Origin of the sequence: Bacillus sp. TH50 (assembly GCF_016650565.1) — a bacterium.
GTDB classification, from domain to species: domain Bacteria; phylum Bacillota; class Bacilli; order Bacillales; family Bacillaceae_G; genus Bacillus_A; species Bacillus_A mycoides.
Map to the genome: position 1 here is coordinate 249,843 of NZ_JAEKFM010000007.1, position 21,220 is coordinate 271,062.

The 21,220-nt window shown below is 33.7% G+C and carries 13 protein-coding genes and 1 pseudogene; 12 read left to right on the forward strand and 2 right to left on the reverse strand.

The features are described 5' to 3' along the window. Positions 1–60 precede the first annotated feature (60 nt). Complete coding sequence (locus JFU23_RS18435; protein ID WP_201032422.1) at positions 61–2,130, forward strand: sensor domain-containing protein; 2,070 nt, start codon at positions 61–63, stop codon at positions 2,128–2,130. On the opposite strand, the gene JFU23_RS18440 is transcribed toward JFU23_RS18435, so the two are convergent. Further along, entirely contained in the window at positions 2,123–2,266 is a 144-nt protein-coding gene (locus JFU23_RS18440) for a hypothetical protein (RefSeq protein WP_201032423.1), read from the reverse strand. The genes JFU23_RS18435 and JFU23_RS18440 overlap by 8 nt on opposite strands. 265 nt (positions 2,267–2,531) lie before the next feature. Between JFU23_RS18440 and JFU23_RS18445 the strand changes: the two genes are divergently transcribed. The 10 genes and pseudogenes from JFU23_RS18445 (at position 2,532) to JFU23_RS18485 (ending at position 19,269) form a co-directional block, all read left to right on the forward strand. Continuing rightward, entirely contained in the window at positions 2,532–4,427 is a 1,896-nt protein-coding gene (locus tag JFU23_RS18445) for a PrkA family serine protein kinase (protein ID WP_085308991.1), read from the forward strand. Positions 4,428–4,875: 448 nt separating this feature from the next. Then, positions 4,876–6,051, forward strand: a complete 1,176-nt coding sequence (yhbH, locus tag JFU23_RS18450; protein WP_002010376.1) for a sporulation protein YhbH — start codon at positions 4,876–4,878, stop codon at positions 6,049–6,051. A gap of 127 nt (positions 6,052–6,178) precedes the next feature. Next, positions 6,179–8,986 carry a leucine-rich repeat domain-containing protein gene (locus tag JFU23_RS18455; protein WP_201032424.1) on the forward strand — a complete coding sequence of 936 codons (2,808 nt, stop codon included), beginning with the start codon at positions 6,179–6,181 and terminating at the stop codon, positions 8,984–8,986. Positions 8,987–9,288: 302 nt separating this feature from the next. Beyond that, complete coding sequence (gene colA, locus JFU23_RS18460; protein ID WP_201032425.1) at positions 9,289–12,186, forward strand: collagenase ColA; 2,898 nt, start codon at positions 9,289–9,291, stop codon at positions 12,184–12,186. Positions 12,187–12,432: 246 nt separating this feature from the next. Beyond that, on the forward strand, positions 12,433–12,981 hold the full coding sequence (locus JFU23_RS18465) for an NfeD family protein (RefSeq protein ID WP_002091085.1): 549 nt from the start codon (positions 12,433–12,435) through the stop codon (positions 12,979–12,981). Between the two features lie 12 nt (positions 12,982–12,993). Then, positions 12,994–14,568 carry a flotillin lipid rafts scaffold protein FloT gene (locus JFU23_RS18470; protein WP_085308997.1) on the forward strand — a complete coding sequence of 525 codons (1,575 nt, stop codon included), beginning with the start codon at positions 12,994–12,996 and terminating at the stop codon, positions 14,566–14,568. A 259-nt stretch (positions 14,569–14,827) separates the two neighbouring features. Next, positions 14,828–15,862 (forward strand): annotated as a pseudogene (locus JFU23_RS31225) (HAMP domain-containing protein); the annotation flags it as partial. 81 nt (positions 15,863–15,943) lie between these two features. Further along, a complete protein-coding gene (locus tag JFU23_RS31230) occupies positions 15,944–16,804 on the forward strand; it encodes a methyl-accepting chemotaxis protein (protein ID WP_372361859.1) in 861 nt (286 codons plus the stop codon). A 168-nt stretch (positions 16,805–16,972) separates the two neighbouring features. Then, positions 16,973–18,577, forward strand: coding sequence for an ATP-binding protein (locus JFU23_RS18480; protein ID WP_445816280.1), 1,605 nt, complete (start codon positions 16,973–16,975; stop codon positions 18,575–18,577). Then, on the forward strand, positions 18,577–19,269 hold the full coding sequence (locus JFU23_RS18485) for a response regulator (RefSeq protein WP_002029668.1): 693 nt from the start codon (positions 18,577–18,579) through the stop codon (positions 19,267–19,269). The genes JFU23_RS18480 and JFU23_RS18485 overlap by 1 nt, the downstream gene beginning before the upstream one ends. A 69-nt stretch (positions 19,270–19,338) precedes the next feature. Here JFU23_RS18485 and JFU23_RS18490 read toward each other — a convergent pair whose 3' ends face one another. Then, positions 19,339–20,643 (reverse strand): CitMHS family transporter, encoded by a 1,305-nt coding sequence (locus JFU23_RS18490; protein ID WP_002188234.1) that lies wholly within the window; start codon positions 20,641–20,643, stop codon positions 19,339–19,341. A 256-nt stretch (positions 20,644–20,899) separates the two neighbouring features. On the opposite strand from JFU23_RS18490, the gene JFU23_RS18495 reads away from it, so the two are divergent. After that, positions 20,900–21,154, forward strand: a complete 255-nt coding sequence (locus tag JFU23_RS18495; protein ID WP_002029671.1) for a hypothetical protein — start codon at positions 20,900–20,902, stop codon at positions 21,152–21,154. Positions 21,155–21,220 lie beyond the last annotated feature (66 nt).

Sequence of the window (21,220 nt, forward strand, 5' to 3'; positions counted from 1 at the left end):
TACATATTCATATAGAATGAGATATATGAATAAAAATAGATAAGACGGGTTGAGATAAATATGAAGGAACAATATAATAATCAAAATACCTTTTTAAGTATGATAGATATGGATTTAGTAAGACAGGGATTGTTACATGCTATTCAAGATTTAGTGTTTATTGTGAAAGTTATTGATGATGAAACTTTTAAATATATTTATGTGAATAAAATAGGAATGAATCACGCCAGGCTAGGGAAAGAATGTTATGGGAAAACTTTTGCAGAAGTATTACCAGAAGATACGGCAAGGTTATTGCAAGGACAATATGCAAAAGTAATGAGAGAAGCGAGAGCAATTACATTTTGTGATGTAATTAGTTTGCCAACTGGTGATATACATTATGAATCTTCACTTAATCCAGTATGCGATGTAAATGGAACATGTCAGTTTATTATTTGTATTACTAGAGATATTACAGCACAGGTTAAGAAAAAAGTGGAAATAGAAGAAAAACAAATGTTATTTAAGTCATTACTAGAATATAATAATGATTCCATTATATCTGTAGATTCTATTGGAAGAATTACATATGCAAATCCAGCGACTTATGAAATTTTTGGGTATCGATATGAAGAGTTAAAGGACCAATTTATTTGTCAGTTTATAAATAAAGAATATGAAAAAACTTTTCAAATTATATTTAAAAATGTTTTACAGGGAAGAGCAAAACAAATTGTTGCAAAGAAATATATTCATAAAGAAGGATATGAACTTTATATTTCCGTGAGGACAATCCCCATTATTGTGAATAGTGAAATCGTCGGGGGGTACATTGTTACGAGAGATGTTACGAGGCAAGTATTAAATGAGATGAAAACAGAATATTTAGCTTACTTTGATCAGTTAACGGGGTTAATGAATAGAATATCATGTACAAATAAGCTAAATGAATTTTTAGCTGAGAATAAAGAATTCGCATTGGTTTTTATAGATTTGGATGAATTTCACCTTATTAATGATACATTTGGTCATAAAGAAGGGGATCAAGTCTTAAAAAAAGTTACTGAATGCTTACGAGACCTAAAAATAGAAGATATGCATTTATTTAGAGAACATGATGATCAATTTGTTATGTTAATAGAAAATATAACGAGAGAATACGTAGAGGAAGTTGCACAAACAATATTAAAAAAAATTAGTGGGCATTTTGTAATAGAAGAAGAGGATGTTTATTTGAGTGCATCAATTGGGATTGTAATGGCCCCAGAAGATGGAATGGATGAAAAAATGCTTTTCCAAAGAGTCGACGCAGCTTTGGAAAAAGCAAAGGAAAAAGGAAAAGGGTATTATCATTTTTATTGTAGTGGATTAGATTGTGAACGTGAACAAAGGTTTATAATAGAAAATCAGTTACATCGTGCTATAGAGAAAAATGAATTTTCCCTCTATTATCAACCTCAAATTAATATTGAAACGGAAAAGATATCCAGTATGGAAGCCTTAATAAGGTGGGAGAATAAGGAGCTAGGTTTTGTCTCGCCCAATCAATTTATCCCACTTGCTGAAAGAACAGGGTTTATTATTAAACTTGATGAATGGGTAGTACATCAAGTTTGTGAACAGATACGTGAATGGTTAAATAAAGGATATGTGGTTGTACCAATCGCAGTTAATATTTCAGCTAAACATTTTCGCTCTATTACATTAATAGAGATGATTACACGTGCTTTAAATAAGTACAACGTTCCCCCTCATTTATTAGCAATAGAAGTTACAGAAGGGGCTCTTATACATAAAGATGTATCAAAAAGAGTGTTATTGCAGTTAAAAGAACAAAATTTAAAGATTCATTTAGATGACTTTGGAACGGGATATTCATCTTTAAGTTATTTAAAAACATATCCGATTGATACGTTAAAAATTGATCGTTCTTTTATGGAAGGTATATATAAAGATGAAAGAGATACGAATATTACGGCTGCAATTATTAATTTAGCACATACTCTAGGGTTAAATGTAATTGCAGAAGGAGTAGAAAAGGCGGAACAAATACAGTTTTTAAAGGAAAAGAATGTGAAAATCGTACAAGGTTATTTTTATAATCGCCCTTTATCGATATACGATGTGGAAAATATTTATTTTAAATAGTGTATAAAAAACAAGAAAAAAGTGATGTGCTGAAAAGCACATCACTTTTTTTTGTACCTGGCTTATCGTTATAACCAGATGTGAAAATAGCTGTAAGAAATGTGAGTGATACACCTAAAATTAATAATAACTTCATACTAATTTCCCCCTTACTTTTTCGGTTGACGAATCCTATTTGTGAATCGAAATGTATGTAAGGTTCCCAGAAGAAAAGAATTTATTTACAATGAATAGCAGCGTGAAAACTTTAATACCTTTATTATACAGAATTTTCTTTGAATTTTGGAGAGAATTTTATAGCGCTATTATATATTTCGTTTTGATTTAAAGAATGTTTAAGGACATCCTAGCATACCTTTTATAATAATCCGATTGAACAAGGAGATGGGGGAGGAGCTATAATGGATATTCTAAAGAAAATTGAACAATATCGGGAAGCAGAAGAACGTTTACAATGGGAAGGTACGTTTGCGGAGTATTTGGAGCTTGTGAAAGAAAGACCATGGGTGGCTCAAACAGCACACTCTCGCATTTACAATATGATAAAAGATGCTGGAATTGAAGAAGTTGATGGTAGAAGAAAATATAACTTCTTTAGTAATCAGCTATTTGGATTAGAGGATGCTTTAGAACGCCTTGTGGAAGAATATTTTCATCCATCTGCAAAACGATTAGATGTTAGGAAACGTATTTTATTATTAATGGGGCCTGTTAGTGGGGGGAAATCAACATTAGTTACGATGTTGAAACGAGGATTAGAAACATATTCACGAACAGATCGTGGAGCGATTTTTGCAATAAAAGGATGCCCAATGCATGAAGATCCACTTCATTTAATTCCACAGCATTTACGGAATGATTTCTTTGATGAATATGGAGTAAGGATTGAAGGGAATTTATCACCATTAAATGTTATGCGTTTAGAGCAAGAATATGGGTCAAGAATTGAGGATGTAGTTGTAGAACGTATTTTCTTCTCTGAAGATCGCCGTACAGGAATTGGTACATTTAGTCCTTCTGATCCAAAATCACAAGATATTGCCGATTTAACAGGTAGTCTAGACTTTTCTACAATTGCAGAATACGGTTCGGAATCAGATCCTCGTGCATATCGATTTGATGGAGAATTAAATAAGGCGAACCGCGGCATGATGGAATTCCAAGAGATGTTAAAATGTGATGAGAAATTTTTATGGCATTTACTATCGCTTACACAAGAAGGGAATTTTAAAGCAGGAAGATTTGCGCTTATTTCAGCAGATGAATTAATTGTAGCGCATACAAATGAAACAGAGTATCGTTCCTTCATAGCAAATAAGAAAAATGAAGCATTGCATTCACGAATTATTGTAATGCCGGTTCCATATAATTTACGGGTTAGTGAAGAAGAACATATTTATGAAAAAATGATTCGTGAAAGTGATGTGTCCAATGTTCATATTGCACCGCATACACTTCGCGTTGCAGCAATGTTCACTATTTTAACTCGTTTAAAAGACCCGAAGCGTCCAGATATTGATGCAATTAAAAAGATGCGTTTATATGATGGAGAAACGGTAGAAGGATATAATACGATTGATGTAGAGGAACTGCAACGCGAATATCAAGATGAAGGTATGAAGGGGATTGACCCTCGTTATGTCATTAACCGAATTTCTTCTACAATTATTCGAAAAGAGGTACCATCTATTAATGCACTAGATGTACTGAGATCGTTAAAAGACGGATTGGATCAGCACCCGTCAATTAGTAGTGAGGACCGAGAGCGCTATATGAATTTCATCTCATTAGCGAGAAAAGAATACGATGAAATTGCTAAGAAAGAAGTACAAAAAGCATTTGTTTATTCATACGAAGAATCAGCTAAGACACTTATGGATAATTACTTAGATAACGTCGAAGCATACTGCAATAAATCAAAATTACGTGATCCGTTAACTGGTGAAGAAATGAGCCCAGATGAAAAACTTATGCGTTCGATTGAAGAGCAAATTGGAATTTCAGAAAATGCTAAAAAGGCATTCCGTGAAGAAATTTTAATTCGCATTTCTGCTTATGCACGTAAAGGGAAACGCTTTGATTATAATTCACACGAACGTCTTCGTGAAGCGATTCAGAAAAAATTATTTGCCGATTTAAAAGATATAGTGAAAATTACAACATCAACGAAAACACCAGACGAAAATCAGCTTAAGAAAATCAATGATGTTGTTGCACGCTTAATTGATGAGCATGGCTATAATTCTTCATCTGCGAATGAATTGTTACGATATGTAGGTAGTTTGTTAAATCGATAGTTTGATAACAAAACGCTGTCTCTTATTCTTGGGGCGGCGTTTTGTTATCTATTGATATCTGTAAAAAATGTCATAGCTTGTCCGAATATAATAAATTAAGATGCGATTTTATGAATTTCTTGTCAATTATTTTTACAATATGCATATGATAGAGTAACCAACCATTCATACAAAAAAGCCAACACAATACAATATGTTGCAAAACGAAAATGTGTGCAACAATGCATTGTGTTTCTTTCTTATCAACGGCTGAATGTTTCTTTCTATTATGTGAGTGGCAAAATTTTGTTTAGGATGCTCGGAGTATTGTATGAAAAACGCTATATATGTTTATGGGATGATTTTCGATGAACAGTTATTTTTCAAATATTCTAGTTACGCACACTAGAAAACAAAATTATAGATTGCTGTTCATAGGGGAAGACAATTACAGTAAGGAGGGAAAGGAATGAGCGAAGAAAACCAACCAAATTACACGATTTCACAGGAAAACTGGTCCCTCCATCGCAAAGGATATGACGACCAACAACGCCATCAAGAAAAAGTGCAGGAGGCAATCAAAAATAATTTACCAGACCTTGTAACAGAAGAAAGTATAGTTATGTCTAATGGCAAGGATGTTGTGAAAATACCGATTCGTTCTTTAGATGAATATAAGATTAGATACAATTATGATAAAAACAAACACGTTGGGCAAGGAAACGGTGACAGCAAAGTTGGTGATGTTGTTGCAAGAGATGGATCAGGTGGTCAAAAACAGAAGGGACCAGGAAAAGGGCAAGGGGCAGGAGATGCAGCTGGAGAAGATTATTATGAAGCAGAAGTCTCAATTTTAGAATTGGAGCAAGCGTTTTTCAAAGAGTTAGAGCTGCCTAATTTAAAGAGAAAAGAAATGGATGAAAACCGGATTGAACATATTGAATTTAATGATATTAGAAAAACAGGATTATGGGGAAATATTGATAAGAAACGGACGATGATATCTGCATATAAACGAAATGCAATGCGTGGTAAAGCATCTTTCCATCCAATTCACCAAGAAGATTTAAAGTTCCGTACTTGGAATGAAGTGTTAAAGCCAGATTCAAAAGCCGTTGTATTAGCGATGATGGATACGAGTGGATCGATGGGGATATGGGAGAAGTATATGGCACGTAGCTTCTTTTTCTGGATGACAAGATTTTTACGCACAAAGTATGAAACCGTAGACATTGAGTTTATTGCTCACCATACGGAAGCAAAGGTCGTCACAGAAGAAGAGTTTTTCTCAAAAGGGGAAAGTGGCGGAACGATCTGTTCTTCTGTATACAAAAAAGCACTTGAGTTAATCGATAATAAATATTCACCAGACCGTTATAATATTTATCCATTCCATTTTTCAGACGGTGATAATTTAACTTCGGATAATGCTAGATGCGTAAAGCTTGTGGAAGAGTTGATGAAGAAGTGTAATATGTTTGGGTATGGGGAAGTGAATCAGTACAACCGCCACAGTACGCTTATGTCAGCATATAAAAATATTAAAGACGAGAATTTCAGATATTATATTTTAAAGCAAAAAGCAGATGTATTTCATGCGATGAAGAGCTTTTTTAAAGAAGAATCAGGAGAAAAAATGGCATAACCCCTTGTAAAGGGGTTATTTTTTTGTAAACTTTTTATTTTTTAGTTGACAATGATAATGAAAATCATTATCATTTATTCGAGAAATGATTACATTTCGATTTATATATTTTGGAGGAGATGTAAAGTTGAAAAAAACTAAAAGAAAACATATAAATGCGATGATTATCGCTGCGGCGTTATCACTTCCATTTGCTACGTATTCAACGCCTGCTTTAGCAGCTGTAGCAATTGAGGCGAACAAAACTGGACATGCTTTAGAAGATGGTACATATGATGCTGTTATTAAAGCGTATAAAGATAAAACGAATGAAGAGTCTATGGCAGCTGTTTATATAAAAAATCCTAAATTAACTATTGAGAATGGGAAGAAAATTGTAACGGCAACGTTAAGTGATAGTGATTTCTTCGAATACTTGAAAACAGAGGATATTGATACTCCTGGTGTATTCCATGATGTAAAAGTCATATCAGAGGATAAAAAGAAAAATGGGACGAAGGTTATTCAATTTGAAGTTGGAGAATTAGGAAAAAGATATAATATGCAAATGCATATTTATATTCCGACAATGGCCTATGATAATAAGTACCAGGTGCAGTTTGAAGTAAATGCATTAAATCTAGAAAACAATGTTCCAAAAGATCAAAAGGAAAATAAAGAGGATAAAGTGGATCAACAAGATGAAAGTGCAAATGTAATAGTTGATAAGAAATTACAACAGCATATTAATAAATATAATTTAGAGAGAAAAAATATAAATGAACCTATAACGAAGGAAGATTTATTAAAAATTAAAACATTATCCATATACTCAGGTGAGGGGATAAATGAAATAGCTGGTTTAGAATATATGACAAACTTAGAGAAGTTGACATTAAGAGAGTCTAATGTAACAGACATATCTGTTATCTCGGGATTGAGACATTTGAAATATTTAGATTTATCCTCTAATCCAATTGAAAGCATTCAACCCGTTTCTAAGCTAGAGAATCTTGACATGCTCTTTTTAAGAGATAACAAAATTGCAGATCTTACACCGTTAAGTCAAATGAAAAAGATTAAAATATTAGATTTAATTGGTAATAATATAAAGGATCTTACACCATTATTTACAGTGTTATCGTTAGAAGAAGTATACTTAGCAAATAATCAAATTAGTAATCTTTCGGGTATTGAGAAGTTAAAGAATGTGAAACTACTATGGATAGGAAATAATAAAATTAGCGATGTTGAGCCTATTAGTAAAATGAGTAATCTTATTGAACTAGAAATTGCTGATAGTGAAATAAAAGATATATCATCATTATCTAAATTAGTAAAAATACAAGTATTGAATTTAGAAGAGAATTATATCTCTGATATATCGCCACTGAGTAATTTAACAAATTTACATGAGATAAATCTTGGAGCGAATGAAATTTCTGACATAAAGTCTGTTGAGGAATTGGGTAAGCGAACTTCAATAGATATTCAAAGACAAAAAATCTTTTTAGATGAAGCAAGCGTAGATGAAGAAATAAAAATTCCAGTATACAATTTTAAAGGAGAGCCACTTCAAAATATTAAATTGAAAAGTGAGGGGGCTACGCTGAGTAACGGATTTATAAAATGGAATAGTCCTGGAGAAAAAATATATGAATTTAAACTAGATACGAATTCTGCTGAAAGTAAAATAAGGTTTAATGGGATGGTCGTACAGAATATAGTTGAAAAACAAAAAGAAAGTGAAAATTTGATTCTTGATAAAACTTTACAACAACATATTAATAAAGAAAACTTTGGTAGAAAGAATATAAATGCCCCTATAACAAAAGAAGATTTATTACAGATTAAAACATTAGAGATACTTAAAGAAAAAGGAAAAGAGATAAAAGATGTAACAGGTTTAGAGTACATGACGAATTTAGAAAGCTTAACTTTAGAAGGATTGGGTTTAAAAAATATAGAATTCATTTCCGATTTGAAACAATTAAACGCTGTGAATGTATCTCATAATCAAATTGAAGATATAACACCGTTATCTTCATTAAAAAACTTACAGTGGTTAAATCTTGCAGACAATCATATTAAAGATGTAACGGTTATTGGTCCAATGTTAGACTTACTTAGTTTAAAATTAGCTGGAAATGAGGTTCGTGATGTAAGGCCGTTAATACAATTAGGTCAGTGGTTTACAATTGATGTCGGGAGACAAAAAATCATTTTAAATGAAGCGAAAGTAAATGAAGAAATTAAAGTTCCGGTATATGACTTAGAAGGAGAAACTATTGAGAATATTAAACTAACAAGTGAGGGTGGAACGTTTAATAACGGAGTAATGAAATGGAGTACTCCAGGTGAAAAGGTATATAAATTTGATTTAGATTCGGATGAAACTAGTATAAGCTTTAACGGAACAGTAATCCAGAATATAGTTGAAAAAGAAGAAGTGACAGAACCAACAAAAGAAGTTGAAGAAATAAAAGAAGAAGTAAAAGAGCCGATAAAAGAAGTTGAAGAAACAAAAGAAGAAGTAAAAGAGCCGGTAAAAGAAGTTGAAGAAACAAAAGAAGAAGTAAAAGAGCCGGTAAAAGAAGTTGAAGAAACAAAAGAAGAAGTAAAAGAGCCGGTAAAAGAAATTGAAGAAACAAAAGAAGAAGTAAAAGAGCCGGCGAAAGAAGTTGCAGGTACAAAAGAAGAGGTAAAAGAATCAGCAACTGGATTGGATCAAGAGCCAAAAGGGAATAATCAAGTTGGTCCAGTAAAAGTGGTAGGACAAGAGAGTGCGAAAGAAAAAGATTCAAATAAACAACATGCTAATAAGCAAGAGGAAAATCAGAAGTCTTTAGCAGCAACTGGTGGTCAAGCTAACACACCGACCTTACTTTCTGGATTAGCACTTGTTCTTTCAGCATTAAGTATGTTTGTATTTAGAAAGAGATTATTTAAGAAATAAATAACGTTTTATCTTATTATTATATAAAATAATTATATAAGTTTTTGAGAAGCCCTTATTATAGCAATTTCATGTTGAAATATGCTTATGATAAGGGCTTTTTGAATAGGGGAAGGATATTAATACGAAGATGTTTCGATTGCTTAAATAATGGAGCAACTGTAGTGGAAACTGTAAGTCCCTTTCGTTCACTATATGTTCAAAATGTATGAAGAAATAATATGAAATATTGCATTTTATATCATTTCATCCAGATAATATGTTAATTTCTTGAATGGAATATATAAATAGGGGGCAATAATATGAACAAGCAATCAAAGATCAATAAAGTGTTGCTTAGTATTAGTACAATGGCGCTATCGCTCGGAGCAATTCAAACGAATGTATCAGCAGAAGAAAAGGTACCGTATAATGTATTGCATTCGAAACCAGTTGGAATTGAAAAACCAGTAGATGAGATCGGACACGCTTCTAAAGCCGAGGAAACATTATCATTTCAAGAACGTTTAAAAGTAGGAGATTTTTCACAGCGACCAGCATCTATTACGAAGAACTCGGCAGTAAAGCAAGCTAAAGAAAGCTATTCAATGGCTGATTTAAACAAAATGAATGATCAAGAATTAATTGAAACGTTAGGCAGTATTAAGTGGCACCAAATTACAGACTTATTCCAGTTTAATGAAGATGCAAAAGCCTTTTATAAAGATAACGGAAAAATGCAAGTAATTATAGACGAATTAGCTCATAGAGGTAGTACATTTACGAAAGATGATTCAAAAGGAATTCAAACGTTTACTGAAGTGTTACGTTCAGCTTTTTATCTTGCATTTTATAATAATGAATTAAGCGACTTAAATGAAAGAAGCTTCCAGGACAAATGTTTACCAGCGTTAAAAGCTATTGCGAAAAATCCCAACTTTAAGCTTGGAACAAATGAGCAAGATACAGTCGTATCTGCATATGGAAAATTAATTAGTAATGCATCAAGTGATGTTGAAACGGTGCAATACGCATCGAATATTTTAAAACAATATAATGATAATTTTAATGCATATGTAGACGATCGTATGAAAGGACAAGCTGTATACGATATGATGCAAGGCATTGATTATGATATACAATCTTACTTAAATGAGGCTCGTAAAGAAGCGAATGAAACGATGTGGTATGGAAAAGTAGATGGGTTTATTAATGAAATAAATCGTATTGCTCTTCTAAATGAAGTAACGCCAGAAAATAAATGGCTCGTTAATAATGGAATTTATTTTGCTAGTCGTTTAGGTAAGTTTCATAGTAATCCAAATAAAGGATTAGAGGTTGTTACACAGGCAATGCATATGTACCCGCGTTTAAGTGAGCCGTATTTTGTTGCAGTAGAACAAATTACAACAAACTATAATGGGAAAGATTATAGCGGGAATACGGTAGATTTAGAGAAGATACGTAAAGAAGGAAAAGAGCAATACTTACCAAAAACGTATACATTCGATGATGGATCTATTGTATTTAAAACTGGGGATAAAGTGTCAGAAGAAAAAATCAAGAGATTATATTGGGCTGCGAAGGAAGTAAAAGCGCAATATCACCGTGTGATCGGAAATGACAAAGCTTTAGAACAAGGTAATGCAGACGACGTATTAACGATAGTAATCTATAACACTCCAGACGAATACCAGTTAAATAGACAATTGTATGGATATGAGACAAACAACGGTGGAATTTATATTGAAGAGACAGGGACATTCTTTACATATGAGCGTACGCCAGAGCAAAGTATTTATAGTTTAGAAGAGCTATTCCGTCATGAGTTCACTCATTATCTTCAAGGGAGATATGAAGTTCCCGGTTTATTTGGAAGAGGAGATATGTATCAAAATGAAAGATTAACTTGGTTCCAAGAAGGGAATGCAGAATTTTTCGCAGGATCTACTCGTACAAATAACGTTGTACCAAGAAAGAGCATCATTAGTGGATTATCATCTGATCCTGCAAGTCGTTATACAGCAGAGCGTACACTATTTGCTAAATATGGTTCTTGGGATTTCTATAACTACTCGTTCGCATTGCAGTCTTACTTATATACGCATCAGTTTGAAACGTTTGATAAAATTCAAGATTTAATTCGTGCGAATGATGTGGGAAATTATGATACGTATCGTGAAACTTTAAGTAAAGATTCTAAGTTAAATAAAGAGTATCAAGAGTATATGCAGCAGTTAATTGATAATCAAGATAAGTACAATGTGCCGGAAGTAGCAGATGATTATTTAGCTGAACATGCACCAAAAGCACTAACAGAAGTGAAGAAAGAAATTAGTGATATGTTGTCTATGAAAGATACAAAAATGACAAAGCATACATCTCAATTCTTTAATACATTTACATTAGAAGGTACGTTTACAGGTAGTGTAACAAAAGGTGAGTCAGAAGACTGGAAAGCAATGAGTAAAAGAGTAAATGAAGCTTTAGAACAATTGGCGCAAAAAGAATGGAGTGGCTACAAAACTGTTACAGCATATTTCGTCAATTACCGTGTGAATAGCTCTAATCAATTTGAATATGATGTAGTCTTCCACGGTATCGCAAAAGATGACGGAGAAAATAAAGCCCCGACGGTTAATGTAAACGGACCTTATAACGGGCTTGTAAAAGAAGGAATTCAATTCAAAAGTGATGGGTCAAACGATGAAGATGGAAAAATCGTTTCTTATTTATGGGACTTCGGGGATGGAAGTACAAGTACAGAAGTTAATCCAGTACATGCATATGAAAGAGAAGGAACTTATAAAGTAGCGTTAGTAGTAAAGGATGATAAAGGAAAAGAGAGTAGAAGCGAAACAACTGTTACAATTAAAGATGGAAGTGTAACAGAATCAGAACCAAATAATCGTCCAGAAGAAGCAAATCGTATCGGGCTAAATACTACTATAAAAGGTAGCCTTATCGGCGGGGATCACACCGATGTTTATACATTTAATGTGGCATCAGCGAAAGATATCGATATTTCTGTTTTAAATGAACATGGAATCGGGATGACATGGGTACTTCACCATGAATCAGATATGCAAAATTACGCAGCTTATGGTCAAGCTAATGGAAATCATATAGAAGCAAAATTTAATGCAAAACCAGGTAAGTATTACTTGTATGTATATAAATATGATAATGGCGATGGAGCGTACGCATTATCAGTAAAATAAGTACTCTTCCAATGTATGTTTAACTTTACTTTTTGTGGAAAATAGTATATTATATAGATATACAATATATCGGTTATTTACTAGGAGGAGCCTGTCACAATAGGTTTCTCCTGTTCTTTTTTAGAGACCTGTCTTACAGGTTTTTCTTTAAAAAGTAAATAACTGAAAATTAAGATTAATGATTTTTGAAAGAGGTGGGGCATACACATAACAAAAAAGGGATTGTTTAAGAAAGGGGGATAAGAAATGGTCTTGTTTGGTTATCCACTTGAAACAATTTATTTATACGGATTTATAATTGCAACTATACTTACTGTCATTTATATCTTCTTTGGAGATATATTTGAATCAATATTTAGCTTTGGTGGAGGATCTGTATCCGTTGTAACTTTATTACTTAGTTTTTTTGCAATGTTATGTGGATTTAGTTATATAGGAGAATATTTATTTTCCTTTAATAGCATTATTATTTTTGGTGGCTCATTTGCTATATCCTTTATCGGTGTTTTCATAATGAAAATATTAATTTTAAAACCGATTGCAGAGGCAGAGCAAAATACAATGCACCGCATGGATGAATTTATTGGACGAAAAGGAGAAGTAATTATATCGATTCCGAAAGAAGGATTTGGAGAAGTATTAATCTCATCCCAATTTGGAAGTAATGCAATACCAGCGAAAACAATTGGGAAAAAAGATATTTCACAAGGAACCGAGGTCATTATTGAAGGAGTTCAAGATGGTGTTTTGCTTGTACAAAACATCGCTTATTCTTTAAAGAAACCAAAATTATAAGGGGGAATTTACATGACGATTCCATTAATTATCGGTGGAGTTTTACTCGCAATTTTACTTCTACTCATTTTAGTATTTATTACGAAGTATCGTACAGTTGGTCCAGATGAAGCATTAATTGTAACAGGGAACTGGCTTGGTGGTGGAAAGAATGTTGTTATCACTGATGATGGAAAGAAGATTAAGATTATCCGCGGTGGTGGTACTTTCGTTGTTCCAATTATGCAACGAGCAGAACTTCTTAGCTTATTAAACTACAAATTAGAAGTTGGAACACGTGATACGTATACGAAACAAGGTGTACCAATTACAGTAAACGGTGTTTCTATTATTAAAGTAGGATCGACAATTGAAGAAGTTTCTACAGCAGCTGAACAATATTTAGGAAAAGAAACGGAAGAGTTAAAAGTAGAAGCAAAAGAAGTTTTAGAAGGGCATCTACGTGCTATTTTATCTTCCATGACCGTAGAAGATGCTTATAGTAATAGAGAGCAATTCGCACAAAAGGTGCATGAAGTGGCTTCTACTGATTTGAAGAAGATGGGACTTCGCATCGTTTCCTTTACAATTAAAGAAATAATGGATAAAAACGGCTACTTAGATGCACTTGGTCAGCCGCAAATTGCAATGGTTAAGCGTGATGCAACAGTTGCAAATGCAGAGCGTGAAAAAGAAGCGCGAATTGAAAAAGCTCGTGCTGAGAAAGAAGCAAAAGAAGCAGAATATCAACGTGATGCACAAATTGCTGAAGCTGAAAAGCATAAGGAATTAAAAGTACAATCTTATAAGAGAGACCAAGAACAAGCTCGCGCAGATGCAGATCTTTCTTATGAATTACAACAAGCGAAAGCACAACAAGGTGTTACAGAAGAGCAAATGCGAGTTAAAATCATTGAGCGTGAAAAGCAAATTGAGTTAGAAGAAAAAGAGATTGCGCGTCGTGAAAAGCAATACGATGCAGAAGTAAAGAAAAAGGCAGATGCAGATCGCTATGCTGTTGAACAATCAGCTGAAGCGGAAAAAGTAAAACAAATGAAAAAAGCAGATGCGGATCAATATAAAATTGAAGCAGAAGCAAGAGCACGTGCAGAAGAAGTTCGTGTAGAAGGTTTAGCAAAAGCAGAAATTGAAAAAGCACAAGGTCAGGCAAAGGCAGAAGTACAAAAGGCACAAGGTACAGCGGAAGCTGATGTTATTAGGTTAAAAGGTTTAGCAGAAGCAGAAGCGAAACAAAAAATTGCAGAAGCATTTGAATTATATGGGCAAGCCGCGATTATGGATATGGTTCTTAAAATGCTTCCAAGTTATGCGAAAGAAATTGCGAGTCCACTTAGCAACATTGATAAAATTACAGTCGTTGATACAGGCGGTGGTGGAAAGAATAGCGGCGCCGGAAAAGTTGCAGGGTATGCGACTGATTTAATGGCAACAATGCAGGAAACTTTAAAAGCCTCTTCTGGTATTGATTTAAAAGAGTTATTAGAAGGGTTTGCAGGAAAAGGGGCAGTACAACAATTAGCAAATGATAAACCTGTTGTATCTGTAGTAGAAGATAAGGAAAAAGAAGTAGAAAAAACTAAAGAATAGTAAGATGGAAAGAACCTTTAGTAAGTGGGATACTAGAGGTTCTTCTGTGAATTATAATATTTCGAATAATATACATTTTTATACATTGTTTTAATTATTAAATTTTTATAGAATGAAGTATGTATGCAATAATCTTTTAAATTTAGAAAGATGAGTAAAGAGAAATAAAAAGTCTCATTAACGTATTCATATCTTATAATTTTTATAAATAGATTAATTGTAAGTTATTGCATGTAAAACGGTATGAAGGGGTAGGAATATGTTTCAAAGGAAATTAAGGAGTAGTAGTTTAAAAACAAAGTTACTTGTGTCATTTATTATTATTTTAATTCTTCCAAGTATTGTAATTGGTTGGACGTCTTATCAGCAGGCGAAAACAAATTTTAATGAAACGATTTTAAAATCGGCGAAAGATAATATAAAAATTTTGGATAATGTAATTAATAAGGAATTGGATAGTAAAAAAGTAGATGCAACTTATTTTACGAAATTATTTACACAATCAAGTTACCAAGCGGATCAAATTCAAAACATCCAAAATAAACTAGAAGAATATAATAAATTACATCCAGAAATGGAAGCGATCTATACAGGATCTAGTAATGGACAATTTATTCAATCACCAGCTATTCAAATGCCCGAAGGATATAATCCTACAGAAAGAGATTGGTATAAAGAGGCAGTGAAAAAAAGCGGAGAAGTGATTGTAACTGCTCCATATAAGTCAAAAACGACAGGGAATATTGTTATTACACTAGCAAAACAAAACGAAGATAAAAGTGGTGTTCTCGGGATTGACTTAATTATCAATGATATTGTAACTACTTCTAAGATGGTTAATATCGGTAAGGAAGGGTATGTAGCGATATTTGATCAAGATAAAAATGTAGTCGCACACCCGACACTGAAGCCAGGAGAGAAATTAGAAGAGAAACTTAGTAAGGAATTTTATAAACAGGAAGCTGGTGATTTTCATTATTCATTAGATGGTGAAGATCGTAATATTACTTTTAAAACGAGTAAGAAAACTGGATGGAAAATAGCAGGAATTATGCCTTCAAAAGAAATTATTCAAGCGGCGGAGCCTATTTTCTATAAAACGATAACTGTTATTGGTATTTCATTAATGATCGGCGGGGTTTTAATTTACTTTATAATTGCTTCTATTATTAAACCGTTAAAACAACTTGTAATATCATCGAAAAAAATTAGTGAAGGTGATTTAACAGAATCAATTACAGTTCATTCTAAAGATGAAATTGGGCAGTTAGGAGAAAGCTTTAACGAGATGGCATTATCATTACATAATGTCATTTCAAATATAAATATTTCAGCAAGTCATGTAGCAGCATCTTCAGAAGAATTAACAGCTAGCATGAAGCAGACAAGTGAAGCGACGGAACAAATTACACAGGCGATAGAGCAAGTATCGAGTGGGGCTGAAATACAAACGAGAGAAGTTGAAGAAGGAGCAACATTATTAGAAGAAGTTACAGAAGGAGTTCAGCGTGTTGCAGATAGTTCTTCATTAGTATCTACAGCCTCTATGTATACGAAGAAAAAAGCTGAAGATGGTGGAAAGTTAGTTGAGCAAACTGTGAATCAAATGCAATTAATTCATGAGTCTGTTTCAAAGTCAGATAAAGTCATTGTTTTATTAGATGATAAGTCGAAACAAATTGGAGCAATCCTTGAAGTGATTCAACATATTGCAGAGCAGACAAACTTATTAGCATTAAATGCTGCAATTGAGGCTGCAAGAGCTGGGGAACAAGGAAGAGGTTTTGCAATTGTAGCCGATGAAGTACGGAAATTAGCAGAACAATCGGGACAATCTTCTACGGAAATTGATAAGCTAGTGAAAGAGATACAATTTGATATAAAAGAAACAGTAAGCTCTATGAATCAAGTTGGGACAGAGGTACAATCAGGGCTTGTAGTTGCAAATGAAACGAAGAAAAGCTTTGTAGAAATATTGAAATCTACAAATGATACAGTAGTACAAATTGATAGTATGGTAGAAGTAGCGAAGCAAATGACGGTAGATGCAAAACAAGTAAGTGCATCTATTAATGAAATTGCAGCAACGATTGAAGAAAACGCAGCAAGCGTCCAAAATATCGCGGGCTCTTCTGAAGAGCAATTAGCTTCAGTAGATGAAATAAATGCAGCAGCAGTTCATCTATCGCAAATGGCGGAAGAATTACAAGGGATGATTGGCAAGTTTAAAGTATAAGAGGCAAGTGTTAAGAAACGAGGTAATCATTTTACTTCGTTTCTTTTTTATGGCAACGGTAATGAGATAAAGTGAAGAAATATATAGTAATCGTGTTATGATTAAATACGAAAACAAAAGACTGTATTTTCTTTAAATTCTATCTTTAGCCATGTTAGGGGAATGATTTTGAAATTGAAGAAATTAAAACTACAACCGAGAATTACATTAACTATTAGTACACTTATTCTTGCTGTGCTTCTGTTAACGAGTTATTTATTTTACTACATATTATCTGAAACGGTAGAAGACCAAATCGGAAAAAGAGCGTTGCATGTTGCGAAAACAGTTGCTGCTATACCGGAAATCCAGGAAGCTTTTCAAAAAGAAAATCCAGCTTCTATTATTCAGCCAATTGCAGAAAAAATTCGAATCGAAACAGATGCTGACTTTATTGTAGTTGGAAATAAAGATGGTATTCGTTATGCACATCCTAAGCGAGATAAAATAGGAGAAGCTATGGTGGGCGGAGATAACAAAGGGGTTCTATTAGAAGGGAAATCTTACGTTTCGAAAGCAACGGGATCATTAGGGCCTTCATTACGTGGAAAAGTCCCAATTCGTAATCAGGATAATGAAATTATTGGTGTAGTATCTGTTGGTTTTTCCATGGATGATATTCATGGAGCGATAGAAGTGTATGGAAAGCGTGTGTTTTGGATTACAATAACAGGTCTGTTAATTGGGATAATTGGCTCTGTATATTTAGCTAAAAGTATTAAGCGGATGATGTTTGGAATGGAGCCAGAAGAAATTTCATCTTTATACGAGGAGCATAGTACAGTTATTCAATCTGTACGTGAAGGAATTGTAGTAATCGATAAAAATGGTATGGTTAGTTTAGTAAATCAAGCGGCATACGATATCCTTTCTTTAGATAAACAACAAAATATAATAGGGAAATTTATTTTAGATGTTATTCCTAATTCATCGATACTGGATGTACTTCAAACCGGAGAAGAACAATTTGATCGCCAATTAAATATAAAGGGGCAGGATGTTATTGCTAATCGTCTACCTATTAAAGTTAATCATAAAGTAACTGGTGTAGTATCCAGCTTGCGCTTGAAATCTGAGATGGATCAATTAACAGCGGAATTATCTCAAACACGGCAATATACAGAGGCATTACGGGCGCAAACACACGAATATAACAATTTATTGTATACGCTTTCAGGGCTTATTCAATTAGAGTCTTATGAAGATGCTTTAGAGCTTATTCATAAGGAAACGGCAGTATATCAAGAGTTCGTTCAATTTATTATGAAACGAATTCAAAATCCATGGTTAGGTGGGATTTTAATTGGATTTTATAATAGGGCGCGAGAGTTGAAGATTGATTTTATGTTAGATCGGGAAAGTAGTTTAGAAGAGTTAAGTCCGCATATTGAGAGTAATTACGTTGTTTCTATTTTAGGGAATTTGATCACGAATGCATTTGAAGCAATTGAAAGAAATCAAGATCATGATAAGAAAGTAAGAATGTTTGTAACAGACATTGGGGAAGAAATATTAATTGAAGTAGAAGATTCAGGACAAGGTGTTCATGATGAAATAATTACAAGTATATTCTATAAAGGTTTTTCGACGAAAGTGGGCGGAAAACGTGGATATGGATTAGCGAAAGTGAAAGAGTTAGTGGAAGATTTAAATGGAAGTATTGCGATTGAAAAAGGGGATTTAGGTGGTGCTTTATTTATCATTGCATTACCGAAAGAGAGAGGCGAATTGTAATGAATGAGGGGATTGAAGTATTGATTGTAGAAGATGATATTCGGATTGCGGAAATTCATCGTCGTTTTACTGAAAAAATTGAGGGGTTTAAAGTAATTGGAACAGCAACGACTGGGGAACAGGCGAAAGAATGGTTAGAGTTTGTAAAGCCACAACTCGTTTTATTAGATGTATATTTACCTGACATGCAAGGGACTGAACTCGTCACATATATTAGGCATAATTTGCATGATACAGATATTATTATGATTACAGCCGCATCAGAGACGGATGTAGTGCGACATGCTTTAAGAGGCGGAGTAACAGATTATATTGTAAAGCCACTTACATTTGATCGGTTTAAAACAAGTTTAGAAAGTTATCAAAAGAAGATTACGAAGTTAAAGAAAAATACTCAATTATCTTCAGAACAGATTGAACATCTATGGTCCCAAAGAGGGGTGCAGGCAAATCAAATAGAATATGCGCCAAAAGGAATCGACCCTTTAACGTTAGCAAAAATAAAAAAGCATATGCTAACTATTAATGAAGAGGGAATTACTGCAGAGATACTAAGTTCAATGGTAGGTGTAAGCCGATCAACTGCGAGGCGCTATTTAGAGTATTTGATCTCTGGAAAGAAAGTGCATGCGGAGCTTATATATGGAAGTGTGGGAAGGCCAGAAAGAAGGTATTTCCGCGTTTCTTCATAGGGGATTTTTACAACAATAAAAACAGTAGAGGATTATTACATTTCCTCTACTGTTTTTTCTAGTTTCATCTTATATTGGAATAATTCCAATTACAATTCCAGTAATCAACATAACCATTGTCGTTCCAACAGCCCAAAGTAAAGTGAATCGTTGGTGTTCACCAAAATCAACCTTGGCCATTCCGACTAATAAATAAGTGGAAGCAACGAGGGGACTCAGTAAGTGAACAGGTTGACCGAGTAACGAAGCACGTCCCATTTCTGCTGCACTAATTCCGTAAGCGGCAGCAGCTTTCGTTAAAATAGGTAATACACCGAAGTAAAAGGCATCATTAGACATGAAAAATGTGAACGGCATACTTAGTAAAGCTGTAATAATTGGAAGTTGGGGGCCAAGTGCATCTGGTATAAGAGTAACAACACTTTGAGCCATTGCATCTACCATTTTTGTTCCAGATAGAATACCTGTGAAAATTCCAGCAGCAAAGACGAGAGAAACAACCGCTAATACGTTTCCAGCGTGAGACGCAATACGCTCTTTTTGTTGCTCTAAGTTTGGATAGTTAATCATAACGGCAATAGCAAAAGCGACTGTAAATAGAACAGGTAGCGGCATAACTTCTAGTATGAGACAGACAAGTAATGTAGCGGTCAATAAAAAGTTAATCCATAGAAGTTTAGGGCGTTTATGCACGGCAGCTTCAACAGTCGCAGCTTGCTCATCCATTGTTTGCATTTGTTTTAAATATTGTACATCCATAATTCCTAAACGTTTTCTTTCTTTTTTTCCAAGATAGTAGGCAACGAAAACTACCCAAATTGCACCAGCAATCATTCCTGGTATAAGTGGTGTGAAGAGCTCTGATGCATCAAGTCCAAGAGCACTCATAACCCGAGCAGTTGGTCCACCCCAAGGTGTAAGATTTGTAACACCTGCCCCTAACATAACAACCCCAGCTAATATAAGTGGATTCATTCCAAGACGTTTATATAGTGGATACATTGCGGAAACGGTAATCATATATGTTGTTGTTCCGTCACCATCTAATGAAACGATAATAGTAAGAATAGCTGTACCAACAACAATTTTTAAAGGATCACCTTTTACAAATTTTAAAATTTTACTAATAACAGGATCGAATAAACCGCTATCAATCATAATTCCGAAATATAAAATGGCGAACATAAGCATAATACCAGTAGGTGCTAGCTTTTGAATTCCTTCTAACATCATCGGGCCCATATTGGCATAAAAGCCACCAATTAATGCGAAAATAATTGGAACTAATATTAATGCTACTAAGGCTGACATACGTTTAGTCATAATCAAAAACATAAAGACGAATACCATTGCAAATCCAAGTAATGCTACCATGTAATCTCCCCCTCAAAAAAATGATTGCGCTTTCAATATAAAACGAAAATTCAGATAAAAGGTTTTTTATTTATAATAAAAGGTTCAATTCGAATGGTAAATAATTAAAGAAATAACATCATTAGAAACATAATCTTTATTTTGATCATTTTGTTCATGAGGTAATTTTGAATTTTTAAAAAGATAAATGCCTTCGTACAAGAATGGTAGAATAAGGTGAAAACGAGAAGCGCGTGAAGTAGGGAGTAGATTTTGAATGGAAACAAGAATAGAAGAGATTTATAGTTCATGTAAAGGAAAAGTAGAGGAGATTTTTATTAATGAATCCTCTTACGTATATGAATGGGAGAAATTAATGATGATCCGAAAAAATGATGGTGAGCTTGAGAAAATCGGGATAGGGATCAGTGGAAATATAAGATTAGTAAATGTAGAAGTTGGACAGGAAATTGATACGGATACATTATTAGTTAAGCTGGAAGATGATTTATTAATTACTGGTTGTGAATGATGAGGGATGTGTAGAAGTAACTGCACATCTCTTTTTTGTTCCATATATTACAAAAAGAACATTGTT